We start from the raw sequence: 20,438 nt of genomic DNA on the forward strand, positions 1-20,438 counted from the left end.
AAGACCAACGATCACACATGCTTTGATCGCTTCACACGAAGCGATGCAGACAGTCTGTTGAGCAAAGTGTTGTATGTAGGTCGCAGCGTGAATCGAAAACAGGATTTTTCGTGAGCGAACCCTTTTATCGCTAACGAAAAGATGGTACAAACCGTTCTAAATTGATGGTGACATTTATGCTCAACTGGGATGACGAGATCACTGCCGTAACTCCCTCGAGCGCTTCGCAACAAGATATGTTGCGCAACGCTGCGGGATCGGCTGTCGGGACGCAGGCTGCAACGCGTGCCGCTCATCAGGCTCCCTCGGCTCAGGATATTTTCGCGAACGACATTGCTGTCGCTCCTCCTGTTACCCGTCACGACGCTCAAGGCACCGCGCCTGCTGCACCGGCCGCTGTCTCCGAAGCGCGCGTGAATGTCGCCGACAAGCGCATCATCAACGGCCAGACTGACGTCAACCAGCTGGTGCCGTTCAAATACAAGTGGGCGTGGGAAAAATACCTGTCGGGCTGTGCGAACCACTGGATGCCCCAGGAAATCAACATGTCCCGCGACATCGCGCTCTGGAAAGACCCGAACGGGCTGACCGAAGACGAGCGCCGGATCGTCAAACGTAACCTCGGTTTCTTCGTGACGGCGGACTCGCTTGCCGCGAACAACATCGTGCTGGGCACCTACCGCCACATCACGGCGCCCGAATGCCGCCAGTTCCTGCTGCGCCAGGCGTTCGAAGAGGCGATCCATACCCACGCTTACCAGTACATCGTCGAATCGCTCGGCCTGGACGAAGGCGAGATCTTCAATGCGTATCACGAAGTCTCCTCGATCCGCGCGAAAGACGAATTCCTGATTCCGTACATCCACGTGCTGACCGATCCGGCCTTCAAGACCGGCACGGTTGAGGCCGATCAGACGCTGCTTCGCTCGCTGATCGTGTTCGCCTGTGTGATGGAAGGCCTCTTCTTCTATGTCGGCTTCACGCAGATTCTTGCACTAGGCCGCCAGAACAAGATGACCGGCGCTGCGGAACAGTACCAGTACATCCTGCGTGACGAATCGATGCACTGCAACTTCGGCATCGACCTCATCAACCAGATCAAACTCGAAAACCCGCACCTGTGGACGGTTGAGTTCCGCGCGGAAATCCGCGAAATCTTCAAGCAGGCTGTCGATCTCGAATATCGCTACGCAGAAGACACGATGCCGCGCGGGGTGCTCGGCCTCAATGCGTCGATGTTCAAGAGCTATCTGCGCTTCATCTGCAACCGCCGTTGCCAGCAGATCGGTCTCGATCCGCTGTACCCGAACGAGGAAAACCCGTTCCCGTGGATGAGCGAGATGATCGACCTGAAGAAGGAACGCAACTTCTTTGAGACGCGGGTCATTGAATATCAGACCGGCGGCGCACTCTCCTGGGAGTAACCGGGAACGCGTCGTAGACGAAATCGATGGGGATGCCGCTGGCAGTGGCCGCGGCAGACATGGTTAGGAGCATGATCGCCTGATGCAAAGCGTGCCCGGTGCCTTATCGGCCCACAACGACCACACGTACTTTGCGAACCCTTCAGTGGGATGGGCAAACTTCCCCCCGGAAAAAGCCGCTGGCTCAAGCGCCAGCGGCTCGATCAAGCGATTGCCGGCGTTGAAATCCAACGCCGACTGGATCTGGCGCGCGGTGCCTCGTGGCACGGCGCGCCTTACCGTATTCATTAGCGTAAGCACGCAGCATCTGCGTACGCCGATGAATAGCCCGCTTCGCAGCGCGCGCCGTGAGAAGCGTCAGCGGGAAGCGGGTTTTGACGAAGGGTGTTGTTTGAACTAACTCTCATCTGAACCTGAAGGAGAAAATGATGGCAATGGCAAAGAAAGCTGCGAAGAAAGCGGCTGTGAAGAAGGTTGCAGCCAAGAAGGCTGCTCCGGCGAAGAAAGCTGCACCGGCCAAGAAGGTCGCCGTGAAGAAGGTTGCTGCCAAGAAAGTGGCAGTGAAGAAGGTCGCAGCGAAGAAGGCTGCACCGGCGAAGAAGGTTGCAGCGAAGAAGGTTGCCGCCAAGAAAGTCGCTGTGAAGAAGGTTGCAGCGAAGAAGGCAGCACCGGCGAAGAAGGCCGCAGCGAAGAAGGTTGCTGTTAAGAAGGTCGCTGCGAAGAAGGCCGCGCCGGCCAAGAAGGCTGCACCGGCCAAGAAGGCTGCTGCGAAGAAGGCGCCTGCGAAAAAGGCTGCTGCCAAGAAGGCTGCCCCTGCGAAGAAGGCTGCCGCGAAGAAGGCTGCCGCGAAGAAGGCTGCCCCTGCCAAGAAGGCTGCCCCTGCGAAGAAGGCTGTCGCGAAGAAGGCTGCCCCTGCTCCGGCTGCCCCTGCTGCATCGAGCGCGCCGGCTGCGACGGTGAAGACTGCGTTGAATCCGGCTGCTGCATGGCCGTTTCCGACCGGCAGCCGTCCGTAATAGCTGAAGCGGTCATTCGGCACTTCGCAATGTGCCCGATGATTGGGTAGAACAGGACCCAATCACCGTCCCGTCACCGGTCTCCGGTGGCGGGATTTTTTTCGTCTGCCGGTTCGGCGGGTGTTGGGCCTGCGTTCGTCGAGCGGCCGATGATCGGGCGAGGCTGGACGCAGAGCCGGATCAACCACGACGTTTCCGACGGACGAAAAAAAGCGCATGCACAGGGGAGGGCATGCGCGTGAGGTCGCCGCAACGGCAATCCGTGCCGCGGCGGCTCAGGGGAAACGGATTTAGTGCGTGACGCGTGTCACGCCACCGCTGGAGAGCAGGCGAACGCGATCGCCTGCGCGGAAAATCTCGCCTGTGGCGGTTTGCGTGATGGCACGCATGTCGCCGTTATCGAGTCGCGCGGTAATTTCGACGCCGTCGCGCATGGCTGTGCCGTTTTCTACTGCATTGCCTGCTACCGCACCCGCCAGACCGCCGACGATACCCGTCAGGATCGAGCCACGGCCGCCGCCGATCGCGCTGCCAGCCACCGCCCCCAGCGCACCGCCGCCGATGGCGCCAATGCCGCTCGGCTGGCCGTTATTCGAGCTGATCTTGACCGCCCGTACGCTGTCGACGGTAGCCATCCGGACCGTCTCTTCGCGCTGCGCCTGCGACGCCGTGTAGACGTCCGCGGAGCTGCTGTTATACGCGCATCCAGTCATGATCAGCGAACCGCCGATCACCACTGCGACTGCTACGCGACTCATCGCTTTCATTTCCCGTTGCTCCAATTACGGCAGGTCATATCCAAACGCCTGCTTGAATCGTTCGTTGATTTCCCCGCGCGTCGGCGCGTAGTTTTGCGGCCCCTGATGCTCGATCTTGAGTGCGCCCATCAGGCTGGCCAGGCGGCCGGTTGTCGCCCAGCCCAGGTTCTTCTCCAGCCCGTAAAGCAGGCCGCCACGGAATGCATCGCCGCAACCGGTCGGGTCGAGGACCTGCCTGGCGGTTACCGCTGGAATTTCTTCGATGCCGCCAGCGTGATGAATCTGCGCGCCGTGCTCTCCGCGCGTCACGATCAGCGCATCGACGCGGCTCGCGATTTCCTCAATCGACCAGCCCGTCTTGTTGCTCACAAGTTTGGCTTCGTAATCGTTGACCGCTACGTAAGTGGCAAGTTCAATCATGCGCCGCAGCGACGCGCCGTCGAAGAGCGGCAGTCCCTGGCCCGGATCGAAGATGAACGCCACGCCGGCCGCCGCGAGTTGCTCCGAGTGCTGCACCATGCCGTCGTAGCCGTCCGGCGCGACGATGCCGAGCGTGATGTCCTTCGCCTGATCGGCGCGGTTCAGGTGCGACTGCATCATCGCGCCCGGATGGAACGCGGTGATCTGATTGTTCTCGAGATCGGTCGTGATCATCGCCTGCGCGGAGTACGTGTCCGGCAGAACGCGCACGTGTTCTTTCGACAGGCCGAGGCTGTCGAGCCGGTCGATATAAAGCTGCGCGTCGACGGCGCCGATCGTGGCCATGATGCGGGCGTCGCCGCCCAGCAGATTCAGCGCGTAACCGATGTTGCCGGCGCAGCCGCCGAATTCGCGGCGCATCGTCGGGACGAGAAAGCTCACGTTCAGGATGTGAACCTGCTCAGGCAGGATGTGTTCCCGAAAGCGACCCTCGAAGGTCATGATGTTGTCGTAGGCGAGCGAACCGCAAATGAGGGTGGCCAAGGCGAACGTTCCTGTAAATATCGATGGAAGAAAGGGCGCGGCGGGTTCAGGTCCGATGCATGGCGCCCGATATGTAATGTCCGATGCGAAAGCGCCGCGCAATCGCGCGGCGCGGACTAACGTGCGGCGGGGTTATTTCAGTGCGTTGAGCGCGGCGTCGTAGTTCGGCTCGTTCTTGATTTCGCTGACGAGTTCCGTATGCACGACGTTGTCGTTTTCGTCGATGACGACCACGGCGCGCGCCGTCAGGCCGGTCAGCGGGCCGCTCGTCACGTCGACGCCGTAGGCCTTCGCGAAGTCATGGCCGCGAAACGTCGACGCCGTGACGACGTTCTCGATGCCTTCGGTCGTGCAGAAGCGCGATGCGGCGAACGGCAGATCGCCGGACACGACGATCACAGCTGTGTTCGAGAGCTTCGCGGCTGCTTCGTTGAACTTGCGCGTCGACGTGGCGCAGGTCGGCGTGTCGAGGCTCGGGACGATGTTGAGCACCTTGCGCTTGCCGGCGAAATCCGCCAGCGAAACCGGCTTCAGATCCTTGCCAACGAGCGAGAACGCGGGCGCCTTCTGGCCCACGGACGGGAACGTGCCGGCTACTTCGATCGGGTTGCCACCCAGCGTGACTTGACTCATGTTGTGCTCCGGAAATGTGTCAGGGTTTGACGAGAATCGCGCCCGCTTCAGCCAGGGCGCGCGAGAGGACCGTTACGGATAAAAGATCTGTACGAGGAAATTAGAGGCGACCGCGTCCCCGGTGTCGAGGCGAACGATCATGGTTTGCGTCGTGTGTGGCGGCAGACCGGCCTCGATCGGCGTGCCGGGTGCGACGTAGTCCTTCGGCTGCAGCACGCGGCGCAGCACGACGTTGTTGTGCGTGTCGAGCAGCGTCAGTTCGACCCCGGGATAGGCCAGCGGGACGCCGAAACGGTTACGTAGCGGCATTCTCAGCTCGAGCTGATGCGGGCTGTCGACCTGCCGCAGATCCGACGCACCGAGCTGGAGGCCGTCCAGGTCGCGCGGCGGCGCGATCGTACAGCCCATCTGCGCACAGGCTTGTGCGAACAGCATCTGCGAGCGTGGCCAGTAGAGCATGACGGTTTCGCGCTGCCACCACGCAAGCTGGGCAAGCAGCACGACCAGCAGCACGAGCGCCACGAGCGTCCCGAGGATGCGCCAGCCGAGCCGGCGCGGTTCAGCCGCGCGCTCTTCGCGTACGACGGCAAACGGCTCTGTGCCGCTATCCGGCGTCATGGCGGCGAACGGTTCGGGCGAGGGCGTGCCGAAATGCGGTTCGCTGTCAGGTGGGACCTGGGCAGGGGCCGGCGTGTCCGCCGCGGGCGAACGTGAGAAAGCCGGTTCGATATGCTGCTCGGGAAGCGGTTCGGCTGCAACCGGCCCTTGTGCGACCGGTTCGACCGCGGGCCAGGCTGGCGCCTGACGCCCATTGATCTCATGATCGTGTGTCCGGTCGTGCGCGCTTTCGCCCGAGGCCTGGTGCACGGGTTCGTCAACGATCGGAACGTCGTGTTCCTGTGGGTGATCCGCTCCATTTTCGGCGTTGTGATGCCTGGCTTCGCGCTCCAGCGCCTGCTTCAGCACCGCTGTCGCAGATTCCGAGAGTGGACGGTAGGGGAGATTCTTCGTCGAGTGTTTGAGCCGCTCGTCGATGACGGCGTCCGGTACGGGTGCCCAGGGGTTCCAGGCGTCGGACATGAAGTTGGGTCGGCCTGATGGGCCATGGTGCGTTTCTTCGTCCGATGTTAGCGGCGCAGTGTTCGCCGCCGGGCCGTGCGGCTCGATTTCGTCCGCGGCCAGTCCGGCATCCGTCGTCACGTGCGGCTCGTTCGTGGGAAGCGCAGCCGCTTCGCCCGCTTGTTCACCGGACGTCAGCGTCGATATGACCTCGGGGATGACCGGCTTCGCCGTCGAGAAATCGCCGTTGGGGTCGACTTCGAACAGACTGCTCGAGGCGTCGAAGACTTCCTGGCAATGTCCACAACGCACAAGGCCACGCCGCGACGCGAGATGGGCCGGCTGAAGTCGGAAAACCGTTTCGCAAAAAGGGCAGCGAGTTGCCAGGAGCATATTGAGCCGGGACGCCAAAAGGCTGTTGAATGGACAATACGGCCTATTCTAATGGCTTTCGCGTCTGGTCCCCGTGAGGCAGACCCAGCCTTCGTGTTCGCGCCAGACCGAGATGTCGATCCACCGCTCGTAGACGCGTGCCACTTCTTCCGCCTGCCGCGCGAGAACGCCCGACAGGGCGATCCGGCCGCCAGGTTTTACCTTCGACGACAGCATCGACGCCATCAGTTTCAGCGGATTCGACAGGATATTCGCGACGACGATATCGAACTCGCCGTCCGGGCACTCATCGGGCAGGCCGTAAGTGACTTCCGCACGGTTGCGCTCGCTGTTGTGACGAGCCGATTCAACCGCCTGCGGGTCGATGTCGATGCCGATGACCGGGTTCGCGCCGCACTTCTTCGCGAGAATCGCAAGTATGCCGGAGCCGCAACCGTAATCGAGCACCGATTGATTGGGCTTCACGTTCTGCTCGAGCCATTCCATACAGAGACGCGTCGTCGGATGGCTGCCGGTGCCGAAAGCGAGACCCGGATCGAGTTCGAGAACGAGCGCGTCCGGATCCGGCGCATCGTGCCACGAGGGCACGACCCAGATCCGCTGACCAATCGAGATCGGATCGAACTGCGACTGCGTCAGCCGCACCCAGTCCTGCTCCTCCACTTCGCGCACGGCGAAGGTGGGCGTCGACGCGAGGCCGAGCTGGTTGGCCGCGGCGGCGAGCAGCACCGCCGGGTCATGTTCCGTTGCGAGCAGCGCGATCACGCGTGAGCGCTCCCACGCGGTGCGCTCAGGTATGAGACCGGGCTCGCCGAAGAGCGGCTGCTCGTCGGGTGTGTCCGCATCGGCGTCTTCAACCGACACGGACAGCGCGCCCAGATCGAGCAGCGCGTCGGAGAGATCCTCCGCGTGCGCGCGGTCCAGCTCGACGATCAGTTCCCGGTAGCTCATTCCTTACGCCTCTTCCGGTGCGGCCTGCAGCTTCGCGGCCAGCCGGTTTTCGAGGTAGTGAATGCTCGTGCCGCCCTCGACGAACTTCGCGTCGAGCATCAGCTCGCGATGCAGCGGGATGTTGGTCTGGATGCCTTCGACCACCATTTCCGACAACGCGATGCGCATCCGTTTGATCGCCTGCTCGCGCGTTGCGCCGTAGGCAATCAGCTTGCCGATCATTGAATCATAGTTCGGCGGCACGAAATAGCCGTTGTACACGTGCGAATCGACACGGATGCCCGGGCCGCCCGGCATATGCCATGACGTGAGACGCCCCGGCGACGGGATGAACTTGAACGGATCTTCAGCGTTGATCCGGCATTCGATCGCGTGACCCTTGAAGACGATGTCGCGCTGACGGAACGCGAGCTTTTCGCCGGCCGCAATGCGGATCTGCTCCTGCACGATGTCGACGCCGGTAATCAGTTCGGTCACCGGATGCTCGACCTGCACGCGCGTGTTCATTTCGATGAAGTAGAACTCGCCGTTTTCGTACAGGAATTCGAACGTGCCCGCGCCGAGGTAGCCCATCTTCTTGCAGGCGTCCGCACAGCGGTCGCCGATGCGCTCGATCAGGCGGCGCGCGATGCCCGGCGCCGGCGCTTCTTCGATCACCTTCTGGTGACGGCGCTGCATCGAGCAGTCACGTTCACCGAGCCAGACCGCGTTCTTGAACGAATCGGCCAGTACCTGGATTTCGATGTGCCGCGGGTTCTCCAGGAATTTTTCCATGTAGACCTGCGGGTTGCCGAACGCCCGGCCGGCTTCTTCGCGCGTCATGTTGACCGCGTTGACGAGCGCCGCTTCGGTGTGGACGACGCGCATGCCGCGCCCGCCGCCGCCGCCGGCTGCCTTGATGATCACCGGATAGCCGACCGCGCGGGCGATCTTGACGATTTCCTTCGGATCTTCCGGCAATGCGCCTTCCGAGCCCGGAACGCACGGCACGCCCGTCTTGATCATTGTCTGCTTGGCCGAGACCTTGTCGCCCATCAGGCGGATGGTCTCCGGACGCGGGCCGATGAACACGAAGCCCGACTGTTCGACGCGCTCTGCAAAATCGGCGTTTTCCGACAGGAAGCCGTAGCCGGGGTGAATCGCTTCGGCGTCGGTGACTTCGGCCGCGCTGATCAGCGCAGGCATGTTCAGATAGCTCAGGTTCGAAGGCGCCGGGCCGATACAGACCGCCTCGTCGGCGAGCTTCACATACTTGGCTTCCTTGTCGGCTTCTGAATAGACGACGACCGTCTTGACGCCGAGTTCGCGGCACGCGCGCTGGATACGGAGCGCGATTTCGCCGCGATTGGCAATGAGGATTTTTTCAAACATAGCGGATTTTCGACTCATCAATGGGCGCCGCGGCGCGGGGGTGACCACGACGCAGCGGCTGCCTCAGAGGATCGGTGGCGCACGCCGGGAGAGGCGCACGCGGGCGGCAGAAAAAAGACGCGCCGGTTAGCCGACCACGAAGAGCGGCTGACCGTACTCGACCGCCTGACCGTTTTCGACGAGGATTTCCTTGACCACGCCCGACATGTCGGATTCGATCTCATTCAGGAGCTTCATCGCTTCGATGATGCAGATGGTCTGGCCTTCCTTGACCGTGTCGCCCACCTGGACGAACGGCTCGGCGCCCGGCGACGGCGCGCGATAGAACGTGCCGACCATCGGCGAGGTCACGACGTGGCCCTGCGGTGCGGCCGGAGCCGGCGTGGCGGGCGCGCTGGCGGCGGGTGCTTCGAGCGCGCCGCCCGGTGCCGGAACCGGACCGGAGTACTGCGGTGCATATGAGGTGGACGGCTGCACGTAAACCGGCGGCGCATTCTTGACGATGCGGACCTTGCCTTCGCCTTCGGTGACTTCGAGTTCCGAAATGCCGGACTCGGAGACGAGGTCGATCAGAGTTTTCAGTTTACGTAGATCCATTGGGCATCCCCTTTCAATGCGTGAAGTGCCGGCGGTCGACGCCGACCGGCTCTGAATTGGTGTGTTGGTGTCAGCCGCGCGCTGAGCCGGCGGACAGCCGGTCAAGTGCGAATTCGAGTGCGTACAGATATCCCTTCCAGCCAAGGCCGCAAATCACGCCCTCAGCCTGGTCGGAGAAATACGAATGATGCCGGAACGGTTCGCGACGGTGCACGTTCGACAGATGAATCTCGACGAACGGGATGTCGACCCCCGCGAGTGCATCCCGAATCGCCACGCTGGTGTGCGTGTACACGGCGGGATTGATCAGGATGAAATCGGTTTTTTCGATCCGTGCGGACTGGATGCGATCGACCAGCGCTCCCTCATGGTTGCTCTGGAATGACGCAATTTCGGCGCCGGCGTCCGCTGCGCGATCGGCCAGTGCCTGATCGATCTGCGGCAGGGTCACGCGGCCATAGACCTCAGGTTCCCGGGTGCCGAGAAGATTGAGGTTGGGACCGTGCAGAACCAGCAGTCGCGTCATGGTCGCTTCTTTTTCCGTGGAATTGCGCGAACTTTAGCGCTGATTAGAGAAACTTGTCTAGTTTCCCGGTCGTACAGAGAGATCCGGCGCATCGCGTGCGCCAGATCGACATCAGGATGTTCGGGCAAGTTCGCTCAATCTACGCCGAAAAAAAGCGGTTCGGCGAATAAGTTGCATTCTTCCGGGATATTTCGCTCAGAGCGCGTCGAGCGTACGCTTCAGCTCGGCTGGCTGGATTTGTCCTAATTTTGTCGAAAGAACGGTGCCTTTCGCGTCAATAACGACCGTATAGGGTAGACCGCCTGCCGTGTTGCCGAAAGCTCGTGCGATATCCGCGCCGCCGAAACCGGCGACGTAGACCGGGTAGTCGACCTTCACTTTCTGAAGGAACGCCTTGATGTTTTTGTCCGAGTCGACGCCGAGCCCGACAAACTGGATGCCCTTCTTTGCGTACTCGCGATGAAGCTGCGAGAGCGCTGGCATTTCCTCGACGCACGGTCCGCACCACGAAGCCCAGAAATTGATCACGACCGGATGGCCCTTGAACATCTCGAGCGATTGCGGCTTGCCGTCAGGGTTCGTCACCGCGGCCGTCCACAACCGGGTTACCGCGTCATGCTCCGCAGGTGTGGCGGCATGCGCCGTTTCGGCGTCGTTGTCATGCATGAGCCAATGGCTTGCTGCTGCGCCGCCCGCTGCGGCGATGATGGCTACCGCCAGGCCTGCCAGAATCCGCTTCATCGTTCTCTGTCTGGTTACTAACTGGTTGAAGAAGCCGCGCCGCTGCCGTCGAGCAGCGTCTGGACCGCCTGCGCGTTCGCGCGTGCGAGGCGGCCGCGCGCATCGGCGCGCACAGCGCCGCGCAGATCGTCGGTATCGTATAGCGCGATGTGTACGCCAACCGGGTCCGCGTCGCGCCCTTCGCGCTCCGGCCGCCACATGAAACTCAGCGTCTCGACGTAACCGCGTCCGGCAAAATGGCGCGTCTCGGAGACGTCATACGGGATGTTCGCATTCAGCAGGTAAATGGCGACTTCCTTGGGGTTGTCGCAGAATGCCTGCAGATGCACGTCGGAATGTTCGCCTGCCGTGCCGCCCAGCACGGCGCCTGTCAGATAAGGATTGAACGGCGCGAGGCGCTGCATCCAGTCGAGTGCCACTTCGCGCAGACGGCGCAGTACCTGCGGCTGGCTGTCACCCTGGAACAGCACCTGATATTCGCGGATTTCCTCTTCTATCTGATCGTTGTCGGGCAGCCATTCGCCAGCGACACGCGTTTCCCCGACGACCTGGCGTGCAGCCTTGCGCTTGGCCGTCGAGTAGTCCAACCCGTCTTCGGCGATCATCCTCGCAGCCGCGATCGCGATTTCCTCGCGCACGCGCTGCGGATCGAAATGTGATTTGCGAACCATCCGTCAATCATACTAGAGAATGCCTGGCGGCTATTCTGGGGGGCTGCGGTACGCCGGCGCGCGGGCCTGCAAAGGGCGTCGGTTACAATAGCGTCCTTTGCAGACGGTCGCACAGACCCGTCCTGCGCAATCCTTCCCACGCAAAAAATACGCCCGCGCGGCACGACAGGCTTATGCACATCCACATCCTCGGCATCTGCGGCACCTTCATGGGCGGCCTCGCCGCGCTCGCGCGCACCGCGGGCCATAAGGTGACCGGCTGCGATGCCGGCGTCTATCCGCCGATGAGCACACAGCTCGAGGCGCTCGGCATCGAGCTTATTGAGGGTTACGGCGAGGAGCAGGTCGATCTGAAGCCTGATCTGTTCGTGATCGGCAATGTCGTGTCGCGCGGCAATCCCCTGATGGAAGCGATCCTCGATCGCGGCCTGCCGTACACATCCGGTCCCCAATGGCTCGGCGAGCACGTGCTAAACGGCAAATGGGTGCTTGCAGTGGCCGGTACGCACGGCAAGACCACGACGACGTCGATGCTGACCTGGCTACTCGAGGACGCCGGCATGAACCCCGGCTTTCTGATCGGTGGCGTGCCGCTGAATTTCGGCGTGTCGGCGCGGCTCACCGATTCGAGTTTCTTCGTGATCGAAGCGGACGAATATGACACGGCGTTCTTCGACAAGCGCTCGAAGTTCGTCCACTACCGGCCGCGCACGGCGATCCTGAATAACCTTGAATTCGATCACGCCGACATCTTTCCCGATCTGGCCGCGATCGAAACGCAATTTCATCATCTCGTCCGCACGGTTCCCGGCATTGGCAGGATCATCACCAACGGTCGCGAAGATGCGCTCGAGCGTGTCCTTGCGCGCGGCTGCTGGAGCGAAGTGGAGCGTTTCGGCGTCGAAGGCGGCTGGCAGGCGTTGCCGGCGGAAGACGGCGTGCCGGTCGACGAGCGTTTTGCCGTGTACCACAACGGCGAGCCCGCGGGCGTCGTCGAATGGATGGTGCAGGGCGATCACAACCGGATGAATGCGATCGCCGCGATCGCCGCGGCGCGCCACATCGGTGTGCCGCCCGCGCAAGCGGCGCGTTCGCTCGCGACTTTCCGCAACGTGAAGCGCCGGATGGAAGTGCGCGGCAGCGTCGACGGCGTGACCGTCTACGACGATTTCGCGCATCATCCGACCGCCATCGAAACCACGATCGCCGGTCTGCGCACGCGCGTCGGCCGTGAGCGCACGCGGATTCTGGCGGTGCTCGAGCCGCGTTCGAACACGATGAAGCTCGGCGTGATGAAGGCGCAATTGCCGGCGAGTCTCGCCGACGCCGACCTCGTTTTCGGCTATGGCGCGCCGACCGGCCGCGATGCGCTCGGCTGGGATCTGGGCGAAGCGCTTGCGCCGCTCGGCGACAAGGCGCAGGCGTTCAGCGATCTGGACGCGCTCGTCAAAGCCGTCGTTGCGCTCGCCCAGCCGGGCGATCAGGTGCTGGTAATGAGCAATGGCGGTTTCGGCGGCGTGCACCAGAAACTGCTCGATGCGTTGTCGGCACGGCCGGCTGTCCGCGAACGGGGCGTCGGGTGATTCTTTATCTGCACGGTTTCCGTTCGTCGCCGGGTTCGTTCAAGGCGCGTGTGCTGGCGGCGCGCCTCGCCGAACTGGGACGCAGCGACGAATGGTGCTGCCCGATGCTCCCGGTGTCGCCGGTCGAGACGGTAGCGCTTGCCGAATCATTCGCGGCCGGCGCGTCGAAGGTGACCGTGATCGGCAGTTCGCTCGGCGGCTATTTCGCGACGCATCTCGCCGAAAAGCACGGCTGGCCGGCGGTGCTGCTGAATCCCGCAATTGTGCCGCAGCGCGACCTGAGCCAGTACCTCGGCGAGCAGCCGCTGTGGCACGGCGGCGGCAGCATCGTCGTCGAGCCGTATCATCTGGATGAATTGCGGGCGCTCGGGGTTGAGGCGGTCACGCGGCCCGAACGCTATTATCTGATTGCCGCAACCGGCGACGAAGTGCTCGATTACCGCGAAATGCTCGCGCATTATCCGGGCGCACGGACCACACTGATACAAGGCAGCGACCACGCGATCAGCGAGTTTCCGCAGTACGTCGACGATGTGCTCGCATTTTGCGATGCATAGCCGGCGCGGCCGAAGGCGACATGATTCCTTATTCCGCGGGCGCACGCCAGGCACGCTGAGCCAGCTGGGCGGCGGCACGCGGACCACTACCACCACGAACACGAAGCCGGACGCGCGCGGCGATGCGCGCCGGTCGATGGAAGTCTGAACGAGAGTATTGAGTGAACGTTTTCTTTGAGGAATCGGGCAGTTTCAAGGCGGGCAGCGTGCTGTCGCGTCAAGGTGACGCGTTTCAGGTCGAATTGCCAGGCGGCCGGCGTGCGAAGGTGCGTGCCAAGGACGTATTGATCGAATTCGAAAAGCCCACCGCCGCCGAACTGATGCAGCAGGCCGACGCCGCCGCGCAGGACATCGACCTGGATTTCCTGTGGGAATGCGCGCCCGACGAGGAGTTTGCCTTCGCTGAACTCGGCAAGGAATACTTCGGCGACGCGTTCGGCGCCATCGAGCGCGCAGCGCTGGTGCTGCGCATGCATGGCGCGCCGGTGTATTTCCGCCGCAAGGGGCGCGGGCAATATCAGCGCGCGCCGCAGGAGCAGCTGAAGATGGCGCTCGCCGGTCTCGAGCGCAAGCGCCAGCAGGCGCTGGTGCAGGCCGGCTACGAAGACGAACTGAAGGCGGGTCGTTTGCCGGAGGCATTTGCCGGCAAGGCGCTCGGCCTCCTGACCAAGCCTGACAAGAACGCGATCGAATACAAGGCGCTCGAAGCGGCCGCCGCGGCGCGCGGCATTTCGATGGCGCGCCTGATGCTTGATTGCGGTGGCATTCCGTCGGCGCGTGCGCTGCACGAAGCGCGCTTTTTGTCCGAATATTTCCCGCACGGCACGGGATTCGCGCCGGTGACGGTCGGCGCATTGCCGGAGGATCTGCCGGAAGCCGAAGTCGAAGCCTTCTCGATCGACGACATCACCACGACTGAAATCGACGACGCCTTCTCTGTCGAGCATCTGTCCGATGGCCGTGTGCGGATCGGCGTGCACATCGCGGCGCCGGCGCTTGGCATCGAGCGCGGCGATGCGGTCGATGCGATCGCGCGCGGGCGTCTGTCCACGGTCTACATGCCCGGCGACAAGATTACGATGCTGCCGGACGACGTGGTCGATGCGTTCACGCTGAAGGAAGGCGGGCTGCGGCCGGCGCTGTCGCTGTATGTGATCGTCAATCGCGAAACACAGGACATCGTCGCGACCGAGACACGCGCCGAGTTCGTGTTCGTGAAGAACAACCTGCGTCACAACACGCTGGATGAGCTCGTCACCGAAGAGGCGCTCGCCGCCGGCACCGGCGACTATCCGCACAAGGACGACATCGCCGTGCTGTGGCCGTTTGCGCAGGCGCTGTTCGAAAAACGTCAGCAGGCGCGCGCCGGCTACGGTCTGAGGCGCGAAGTGCAGCGCAACACCGACTTCAACTTCTACGTCGAAGGCGAGCACATAACCATCACGCCGCGCCGGCGCGGCTCGCCGCTCGACACGATCGTCGCGGAACTGGCGATTCTCGCGAACTCGTCGTGGGGCGCGTTCCTGCACGACCACGGCGTACCGGGCATCTACCGGTCGCAACGCGCGTTCGGCGCGCCCACCGGGCCGAAGCGCACCCGCATGCAGACCTCCGCCGCCCCGCACGAAGGCCTCGGCGTCGCGCAGTACGCGTGGAGCACGTCGCCGCTGCGTCGCTATGTCGACCTCGTGAACCAGTGGCAGCTGCTCGCCTGCGTGCAGCACGGCGTGACCGCGAAACTCGCCGCACCGTTCAAGCCGAAGGACGCGGACCTGTACGCCGTCGTGCAGGGATTCGACGATACCTATACCGCCTACGCCGATCATCAGCGGCGCATGGAGTATTTCTGGTGCCTGCGCTGGATCCGTCAGGAAGGCCGCAAGCAGGTGGTCGCATCGGTGGTGAAGGGCGATCTGGTGCGGCTCGAAGAAGTGCCGTTGCTGCTGCATGTGCCGGGTCTCGGCGTGCACGCGCGGGGCACGCGGATCATGCTCGAAGTGATGTCGATCGATGAGCTGACGGTCGAAGCATCCGTGCGGCCGCTGCATGTGCTCGATGCGCCGCAGGTGACGAGCGGCGCCGAAGCCGAAGAAGCGGACGAAGCCGAAGAAGAGCTGATCGACGCCGCCGACGAATCCGCGGAAAGCGAAGCCGAAGCTCAGGCCGAAGCCGACGGTGCGAACGGTGAAGGCGAAGAGGACAACGAAAGCGAAGCCGCTGGTGACAGTGCCTCGGCCGACCAGCAAGTGACGGAGCCCGGACGATGAGCGAGTCGAACGCGCCACGCGACCGTTATGCGGTCATCGGCAATCCGATAGCGCATAGCAAGTCGCCGCTCATCCATGCGCGGTTTGCCGAGCAAACGGGTGAACCCATTGAATACACCCATCTGCTGGCGCCCGTCGATGGGTTCGTGCCGCATGTGCGAGCGTTCATCGAAGCGGGCGGCCGCGGCATGAACGTGACCGTCCCGTTCAAGCTCGAAGCGCACGCGCTGGCCGACACCCTGTCGCCGCGCGCCGCGGCGGCGGGCGCAGTCAACACGCTGCGCTTTGGCGCGGACGGCATCTATGGCGATAACACGGACGGTGTCGGCCTCGTGAGCGACATCGAGCGCAATCTCGGCGTATCGCTGAAGGGCGCGCGCATTTTGCTGCTCGGTGCCGGCGGCGCGGCGCGTGGCGTCGTGTTGCCGATGCTCGAACGCCTGCCGCACACGCTGACCATCGTGAACCGCACCCAAGCCAAAGCCGAAGAGCTCGTCGCGCAATTTGCCGGGGCGGCGCGCGAGGCTGGCTGTCGTCTGACAGGCGGTGGCGTACGCGCGATCGAACCGGGCGCTTACGACGTGATCGTCAATGCGACGGCGGGCAGTCTCGATGCGTCGCTGCCGGATTGCGACGACCGCGCATTCGGTGCGGGCACGCTTGCATACGACATGATGTACGGCGCACAAGCTACAATTTTCATGCGTCACGCTCAGACATTTGGCGCACGCACGGCGGACGGTCTGGGCATGCTCGTCGAGCAGGCGGCGGAATCATTCTATGTATGGCGCGGCGTGCGTCCGGACGGTGCGCCGGTACTGGCGGCACTGCGCGAGATGATGCGGGCGTCGGCGGCCTGACGATGTTCGTGCCCGAAGTGCAGAGGGCGCAGAGGGCGCGGAGGGCGCAGCGGGCGTGACATACGTGGCAGATGCGGTGCGAGCCGGCCAGAACATTTCAGAATCAGGCGAACCGGGGACTTCGACGATGACACGAGCGAGGCGCGCGGGCCGGGGCGGCATCCGTTGGGTTGTCTACGTGTTCGCGGTATTTGCGTGCGCGTGGGTGGCGACGCAACTGTTCTACTTCGCGCAGATCGCGATCTGGACGACGGTGAATCCCCAGTCGACTGCGTTTATGCGCTCGGATGCGTGGCGCCTGTCTGAAGACAGGCCGGATCTGTCGGTGCAGCACACGTGGGTGCCGTATGACCAGATCTCGCGCAATCTGAAGCGGGCGATCATTGCGTCCGAGGATGCGAATTTCGTTAGCAACAACGGCTACGAGACCGACGCCATCCTGCAGGCGTGGGAGAAGAACAAGGCGCGCGGAAAGATCGTTCGGGGCGGATCGACGATTACGCAGCAGCTGGCGCGCAACCTCTTTCTGTCGCGGGAGAAGAGCTACATCCGCAAGGGGCAGGAGCTGATCATCACGTGGATGCTCGAAACGTTGATGGACAAGGAACGGATCTTTGAGATTTATCTCAACTCCGTCGAATGGGGCAATGGCGTGTATGGCGCCGAGGCGGCGGCTCATTACTATTACAGGACTTCGGCCGCGAAGCTTGGTGCGGCGCAGTCCGCGAGGCTTGCTGTGATGTTGCCGAGGCCTAAGTATTTCGACGAGCATCGGGGGTCTGGGTATCTTGCCCAGCGGGCCGGGGTGATTGCACGTCGGATGGGGGCGGCTGAATTGCCGCAGTGAATTTCTTTTTTTTTGCGTTTCCTGGGTTTGGTTGTTTGCCTGGTTCTTTCCTTGCCTTTCCTTGCCTTTCCTTGTTTTGCTTGTGGTTTATTGGCGTTGCCCCTGTGCGGGGCGGCACCTACTTTTCTTTGTCTTGCCAAAGAAAAGTAGGCAAAAGAAAGGCGCCGAAGACGCGTCTTTTCCTGATGTGTCGCTGACCGGGAATGGCAACCCGCGAAGTGTCGCCCTCGCAAGGGAAACGACATCGGTCCGACGCCAGACCGTCCCTCGCACAGTACCGCTTGTGACAAAGGGCTCATCCATCCGACTCCGCACTGCGTGCGTCGCCGTGCGGCACCGCGCCCCGCAGCTTTGACTTTTATGGCTTCGGTTCTGGCTCGGGCTCAGGCTGTGATTCTGGCTCAGGCTCTGCAAATATCCCTGGCCGTGGCCTGGCGTGGCCTTTGGCTTCGCAATTTCTCGGGTAGCACAACCGAGCGCTATTCGCCCCGCTGGTTCATCTACGCTGAGTAGTCTGGATTGACGCGCGCGGAACGACGACTGGTTCAAGCGGAAAGGCGCGCGGCGGTGCTTCGGGAGTGTAAGCGCGTGAGCACCGTAACGTCGCGAAACCGCTCCGCGACGCACGCAGTGCGGAGTGGGATGGATGAGCCCTTTGTCACGGGCGCTACTGCGCGAGGGACGGTCTGGCGTCGGACCAATGCCACCTCCGTGCGAGGGCGACACTTCATGGGTGGCCATTCCCCATTGGCCGCAGACCAGGAAAAGACGAGCTTTCGGCGCCTTTCTTTTGCCTACTTTTCTTTGGCAAGACAAAGAAAAGTAGGTGCCGCCCCGCACAGGGGCAACGCTAATAAACCAAAAGCAAAACAAGGAAAGGCCAAAAAAACACCCAGCCCGCGCAGCAAAAAATCCCAATATATGAATCCGGCACTCACATATTGGAGATTTCAAAAAAACCGCCCTACAATCCAGACCAGCAAAGCCGCGAGGCGAAAAGTACCGCCAGCTGCCCCGCAGCGAGAAAGGGCAGGTACAAAAACGAATCGGAGACAAAACCAGCCATGTCCGTCATCGATAGGCGAGAAGAGACGCGCGACGCCGACGCGCATACGCCGCATACGCCGCATCCGTCGTCGCCCCACACGGCAGCGAGATCTAACGGCGCCGCCGCGCCGCACTCCGGGCAGGCGGAACAATCCGACTCCATCGGTTTGCCGAGCACGCTCCTCGACGTCACGCCGCAGCAGGCGGGCACGCAAACGCTACTACGCGGTCTCGCGATCCTTGAAGCCGCCGCCGCCGGCGTGCGCGACCTGCGTACCTTCGGCGCCGCGCTCGGCACGACCCGCAGCACGACGCATCGTCTGGTCAGCAGCCTTGTCCAGGCGCGCTACCTGCGTCAGGTGCAGGGCGGCTACCTCCTCGGACCCAAGCTGATCGAACTCGGCACCATCGCGCTGGAACAGATGCCGCTCACCGCCGTCGCGCATCCGCATCTCGAAGCGCTCGCCGAGCAAACCCTCGACACGATTCACCTCGGCGTGCGCGACGGCGATGACGTGCTCTATATCGACAAGATCCCCGGCACCCGCGGCCTCGAAATGCGCTCGCGCGTCGGTCACCGGATGCCGCTCGCGTCGACCGGCATCGGCAAGGCGATGATGCTAGACCTCACGCCGGACGCGTGGCGTTCGCTCTTCGAGGCATCGCGGCGCGCGCTCGCCGGCGTCACCTTCAAGCCGGACAACCGTCCCGATTCGCTGACTTTCATGCAGCGCATGACCAACTACTCGACGGGCGGCTATACCTTCGACCTCGAAGAGAACGAAGCGTCGATCCGCTGCGTCGCCGCGCCCGTGCGCGATGCGTCGGGTGCGATTGTCGCGGCGCTCTCGGTGGCGAGCACGATTCCCTATATGTCGCTCGAACGCATGGATGAACTGATTCCGGTCGTGCAGCGCGAAGCGCGCGCGATCTCTGAAGAACTCGGCTGGCGTGCGCCGCAACCCGCCACACGCAGGTTCAAGCGATGACCCAGTCGAGGAGCGCGCCCGTCGCCCGCACAGGTGGCGCGTCTGCCGCAGACGCTGCCGCTGCAATGGACGTCGCAGGCGCGGCGAACACGTCGTCAGGTACGTCAAACGCCCCGTATGCCGCCGACGTCGCGAACCTCGGGCATGCCGCGCTGATCGCGCTCGACTGGGGCACGACGTCACTGCGTGCGTATCTGTTCGATGCGTCGGGCGGGGTGCTCGCGACGCGCGCATCGTCGGCCGGCGTCATGAATCTGCCGCGTCCGGCCGCCGAAGGCGGCTTCGATGCCGCGTTCGAGGCGGTCTGCGGTGCGTGGCTCGAATACCGGCCGGATCTGCCTGTCATCGCAGCGGGCATGGTCGGCAGTGCGCAAGGCTGGCTCGAAGCGCCGTACGTCGACACGCCAGCCAGTGCCGACGCGCTCGTCGCCGGCATCGTCCGCGTGCAGACCGCGCGCGGGGTCACCCTGCACATCGTGCCGGGCGTGCTCGAACACGGCGAACTGCCGAATGTGATGCGCGGCGAGGAAACGCAGATCTTCGGGGCGCTGAGCGCCCGGCCTGCAGCGCCGGATGACCCCGGCGTACTGATTGGCCTGCCCGGCACGCACGCCAAGTGGGCGGTTGCGCGCGATGACCGCATCGAACGCTTTCACACGTTCATGACGGGCGAAGTGTTCGCCGCGTTGCGCGATCACACGATACTTGGCCGCACGATGGTCGCACCGGATCTTCCCGACACCGAAGCCTTTCTCCGGGGTGTGAACGTCGCGCGAACCAGGGGCCGCGTCGGTGTGCTCGCGACGATTTTCAGCACGCGCACGCTCGGCCTGACCGGGCAGCTTCCGGCCGACCAGCAGCCGGACTATCTGTCCGGGCTCCTGATCGGCCATGAACTGGCTGGTCTCGACACGTTACTCACACAGCAGGGAACGACGCTCGCCAGCAAGTCACTGCTGCTCATCGGCAACGACGCGCTTTGCGAACGCTACCGGCTTGCACTGGCGCAGTTCGGCTGCACCCAGGCGGTACTCGTCCAGCAGGCGACCGAACACGGCCTGTGGCGCATCGCTACCCAGGCGGGTCTGGTCGACGCGCCGGCCATGGCCGCCGTGCCCTCAGCAGACAACGCGAAAGCGAACGCAGCAGGCGCGGGCAACACCACGCGCACCGCCGGCTGACGCA

Annotated in this window: 21 protein-coding genes; 11 read left to right on the top strand and 10 right to left on the bottom strand. The window is 63.2% G+C overall.

Going from position 1 to position 20,438, the window contains the following annotated elements; genetic code table 11:
- The first annotated feature begins 176 nt into the window (after nt 1-176).
- From P3T23_RS18300 to P3T23_RS18310, 3 genes are all read left to right on the top strand, one after another.
- Nucleotides 177-1,424, top strand: coding sequence for a ribonucleotide-diphosphate reductase subunit beta (locus P3T23_RS18300; protein ID WP_429317562.1), 1,248 nt, complete (start codon nt 177-179; stop codon nt 1,422-1,424).
- 82 nt (nt 1,425-1,506) lie between these two features.
- On the top strand, nt 1,507-1,824 hold the full coding sequence (locus tag P3T23_RS18305; RefSeq protein WP_429317563.1) for a hypothetical protein: 318 nt from the start codon (nt 1,507-1,509) through the stop codon (nt 1,822-1,824).
- 28 nt (nt 1,825-1,852) lie between these two features.
- Nucleotides 1,853-2,440: a histone H1-like DNA-binding protein gene (locus P3T23_RS18310; protein WP_429317564.1), complete on the top strand. Its 588-nt coding sequence runs from the start codon at nt 1,853-1,855 to the stop codon at nt 2,438-2,440.
- A gap of 290 nt (nt 2,441-2,730) precedes the next feature.
- Here P3T23_RS18310 and P3T23_RS18315 read toward each other — a convergent pair whose 3' ends face one another.
- The 10 genes from P3T23_RS18315 to P3T23_RS18360 form a co-directional block, all read right to left on the bottom strand.
- The gene (locus P3T23_RS18315) at nt 2,731-3,207 is read right to left on the bottom strand and encodes a glycine zipper 2TM domain-containing protein (RefSeq protein ID WP_429317565.1); all 477 of its coding nucleotides are present in this window, start codon (nt 3,205-3,207) and stop codon (nt 2,731-2,733) included.
- Between the two features lie 15 nt (nt 3,208-3,222).
- A complete protein-coding gene (locus tag P3T23_RS18320; protein WP_429317566.1) occupies nt 3,223-4,161 on the bottom strand; it encodes a carbohydrate kinase family protein in 939 nt (312 codons plus the stop codon).
- 132 nt (nt 4,162-4,293) lie between these two features.
- Entirely contained in the window at nt 4,294-4,794 is a 501-nt protein-coding gene (gene tpx, locus P3T23_RS18325; RefSeq protein ID WP_429317567.1) for a thiol peroxidase, read from the bottom strand.
- 72 nt (nt 4,795-4,866) lie between these two features.
- A complete protein-coding gene (locus P3T23_RS18330; protein WP_429317568.1) occupies nt 4,867-6,246 on the bottom strand; it encodes a DUF3426 domain-containing protein in 1,380 nt (459 codons plus the stop codon).
- 48 nt (nt 6,247-6,294) lie between these two features.
- On the bottom strand, nt 6,295-7,197 hold the full coding sequence (prmA, locus tag P3T23_RS18335; RefSeq protein WP_429317569.1) for a 50S ribosomal protein L11 methyltransferase: 903 nt from the start codon (nt 7,195-7,197) through the stop codon (nt 6,295-6,297).
- Nucleotides 7,198-7,200: 3 nt separating this feature from the next.
- A complete protein-coding gene (gene accC / locus P3T23_RS18340; protein WP_429317570.1) occupies nt 7,201-8,568 on the bottom strand; it encodes an acetyl-CoA carboxylase biotin carboxylase subunit in 1,368 nt (455 codons plus the stop codon).
- Nucleotides 8,569-8,694: 126 nt separating this feature from the next.
- Nucleotides 8,695-9,165: an acetyl-CoA carboxylase biotin carboxyl carrier protein gene (gene accB, locus P3T23_RS18345; RefSeq protein ID WP_429317571.1), complete on the bottom strand. Its 471-nt coding sequence runs from the start codon at nt 9,163-9,165 to the stop codon at nt 8,695-8,697.
- 70 nt (nt 9,166-9,235) lie between these two features.
- Nucleotides 9,236-9,691, bottom strand: a complete 456-nt coding sequence (gene aroQ / locus P3T23_RS18350; RefSeq protein ID WP_429317572.1) for a type II 3-dehydroquinate dehydratase — start codon at nt 9,689-9,691, stop codon at nt 9,236-9,238.
- A 195-nt stretch (nt 9,692-9,886) separates the two neighbouring features.
- Nucleotides 9,887-10,432: a TlpA family protein disulfide reductase gene (locus P3T23_RS18355; RefSeq protein ID WP_429317573.1), complete on the bottom strand. Its 546-nt coding sequence runs from the start codon at nt 10,430-10,432 to the stop codon at nt 9,887-9,889.
- A 17-nt stretch (nt 10,433-10,449) separates the two neighbouring features.
- On the bottom strand, nt 10,450-11,103 hold the full coding sequence (locus P3T23_RS18360; RefSeq protein WP_429317574.1) for a UDP-N-acetylmuramate--alanine ligase: 654 nt from the start codon (nt 11,101-11,103) through the stop codon (nt 10,450-10,452).
- Between the two features lie 173 nt (nt 11,104-11,276).
- On the opposite strand from P3T23_RS18360, the gene mpl reads away from it, so the two are divergent.
- The 8 genes from mpl (at nt 11,277) to P3T23_RS18400 (ending at nt 20,434) form a co-directional block, all read left to right on the top strand.
- The gene (gene mpl, locus P3T23_RS18365; RefSeq protein ID WP_429317575.1) at nt 11,277-12,686 is read left to right on the top strand and encodes a UDP-N-acetylmuramate:L-alanyl-gamma-D-glutamyl-meso-diaminopimelate ligase; all 1,410 of its coding nucleotides are present in this window, start codon (nt 11,277-11,279) and stop codon (nt 12,684-12,686) included.
- A complete protein-coding gene (locus P3T23_RS18370; RefSeq protein WP_429317576.1) occupies nt 12,683-13,243 on the top strand; it encodes a YqiA/YcfP family alpha/beta fold hydrolase in 561 nt (186 codons plus the stop codon). The genes mpl and P3T23_RS18370 overlap by 4 nt, the downstream gene beginning before the upstream one ends.
- A gap of 161 nt (nt 13,244-13,404) precedes the next feature.
- Entirely contained in the window at nt 13,405-15,510 is a 2,106-nt protein-coding gene (locus tag P3T23_RS18375) for a ribonuclease catalytic domain-containing protein (RefSeq protein ID WP_429317577.1), read from the top strand.
- Entirely contained in the window at nt 15,507-16,370 is an 864-nt protein-coding gene (gene aroE / locus P3T23_RS18380; RefSeq protein WP_429317578.1) for a shikimate dehydrogenase, read from the top strand. The genes P3T23_RS18375 and aroE overlap by 4 nt, the downstream gene beginning before the upstream one ends.
- A 127-nt stretch (nt 16,371-16,497) precedes the next feature.
- Nucleotides 16,498-17,217: a monofunctional biosynthetic peptidoglycan transglycosylase gene (mtgA, locus tag P3T23_RS18385; protein ID WP_429317579.1), complete on the top strand. Its 720-nt coding sequence runs from the start codon at nt 16,498-16,500 to the stop codon at nt 17,215-17,217.
- Between the two features lie 61 nt (nt 17,218-17,278).
- Nucleotides 17,279-17,572: a hypothetical protein gene (locus tag P3T23_RS18390; protein WP_429317748.1), complete on the top strand. Its 294-nt coding sequence runs from the start codon at nt 17,279-17,281 to the stop codon at nt 17,570-17,572.
- 709 nt (nt 17,573-18,281) lie between these two features.
- Nucleotides 18,282-19,253 (top strand): IclR family transcriptional regulator, encoded by a 972-nt coding sequence (locus P3T23_RS18395; protein WP_429317580.1) that lies wholly within the window; start codon nt 18,282-18,284, stop codon nt 19,251-19,253.
- Nucleotides 19,250-20,434 (top strand): 2-dehydro-3-deoxygalactonokinase, encoded by a 1,185-nt coding sequence (locus tag P3T23_RS18400; RefSeq protein WP_429317581.1) that lies wholly within the window; start codon nt 19,250-19,252, stop codon nt 20,432-20,434. Before P3T23_RS18395 ends, P3T23_RS18400 begins: the two co-directional genes overlap by 4 nt.
- Nucleotides 20,435-20,438 lie beyond the last annotated feature (4 nt).

It is taken from the genome of Paraburkholderia sp. GAS448 (assembly GCF_050435685.1).
Lineage (GTDB): Bacteria > Pseudomonadota > Gammaproteobacteria > Burkholderiales > Burkholderiaceae > Paraburkholderia.

Coding starts and splice junctions, on each gene's coding strand:
- P3T23_RS18355 (WP_429317573.1), bottom strand. CDS start 10,432: ATGAAGCGGATTCTGGCAGGCCTGGCGGTAGCCATCATCGCCGCAGCG.
- P3T23_RS18305 (WP_429317563.1), top strand. CDS start 1,507: ATGCAAAGCGTGCCCGGTGCCTTATCGGCCCACAACGACCACACGTAC.
- aroQ (WP_429317572.1), bottom strand. CDS start 9,691: ATGACGCGACTGCTGGTTCTGCACGGTCCCAACCTCAATCTTCTCGGC.
- accB (WP_429317571.1), bottom strand. CDS start 9,165: ATGGATCTACGTAAACTGAAAACTCTGATCGACCTCGTCTCCGAGTCC.
- P3T23_RS18310 (WP_429317564.1), top strand. CDS start 1,853: ATGGCAATGGCAAAGAAAGCTGCGAAGAAAGCGGCTGTGAAGAAGGTT.
- P3T23_RS18400 (WP_429317581.1), top strand. CDS start 19,250: ATGACCCAGTCGAGGAGCGCGCCCGTCGCCCGCACAGGTGGCGCGTCT.
- P3T23_RS18360 (WP_429317574.1), bottom strand. CDS start 11,103: ATGGTTCGCAAATCACATTTCGATCCGCAGCGCGTGCGCGAGGAAATC.
- P3T23_RS18330 (WP_429317568.1), bottom strand. CDS start 6,246: ATGCTCCTGGCAACTCGCTGCCCTTTTTGCGAAACGGTTTTCCGACTT.
- P3T23_RS18395 (WP_429317580.1), top strand. CDS start 18,282: ATGTCCGTCATCGATAGGCGAGAAGAGACGCGCGACGCCGACGCGCAT.
- prmA (WP_429317569.1), bottom strand. CDS start 7,197: ATGAGCTACCGGGAACTGATCGTCGAGCTGGACCGCGCGCACGCGGAG.
- tpx (WP_429317567.1), bottom strand. CDS start 4,794: ATGAGTCAAGTCACGCTGGGTGGCAACCCGATCGAAGTAGCCGGCACG.
- mtgA (WP_429317579.1), top strand. CDS start 16,498: ATGACACGAGCGAGGCGCGCGGGCCGGGGCGGCATCCGTTGGGTTGTC.
- P3T23_RS18300 (WP_429317562.1), top strand. CDS start 177: ATGCTCAACTGGGATGACGAGATCACTGCCGTAACTCCCTCGAGCGCT.
- P3T23_RS18315 (WP_429317565.1), bottom strand. CDS start 3,207: ATGAAAGCGATGAGTCGCGTAGCAGTCGCAGTGGTGATCGGCGGTTCG.
- mpl (WP_429317575.1), top strand. CDS start 11,277: ATGCACATCCACATCCTCGGCATCTGCGGCACCTTCATGGGCGGCCTC.
- aroE (WP_429317578.1), top strand. CDS start 15,507: ATGAGCGAGTCGAACGCGCCACGCGACCGTTATGCGGTCATCGGCAAT.
- accC (WP_429317570.1), bottom strand. CDS start 8,568: ATGTTTGAAAAAATCCTCATTGCCAATCGCGGCGAAATCGCGCTCCGT.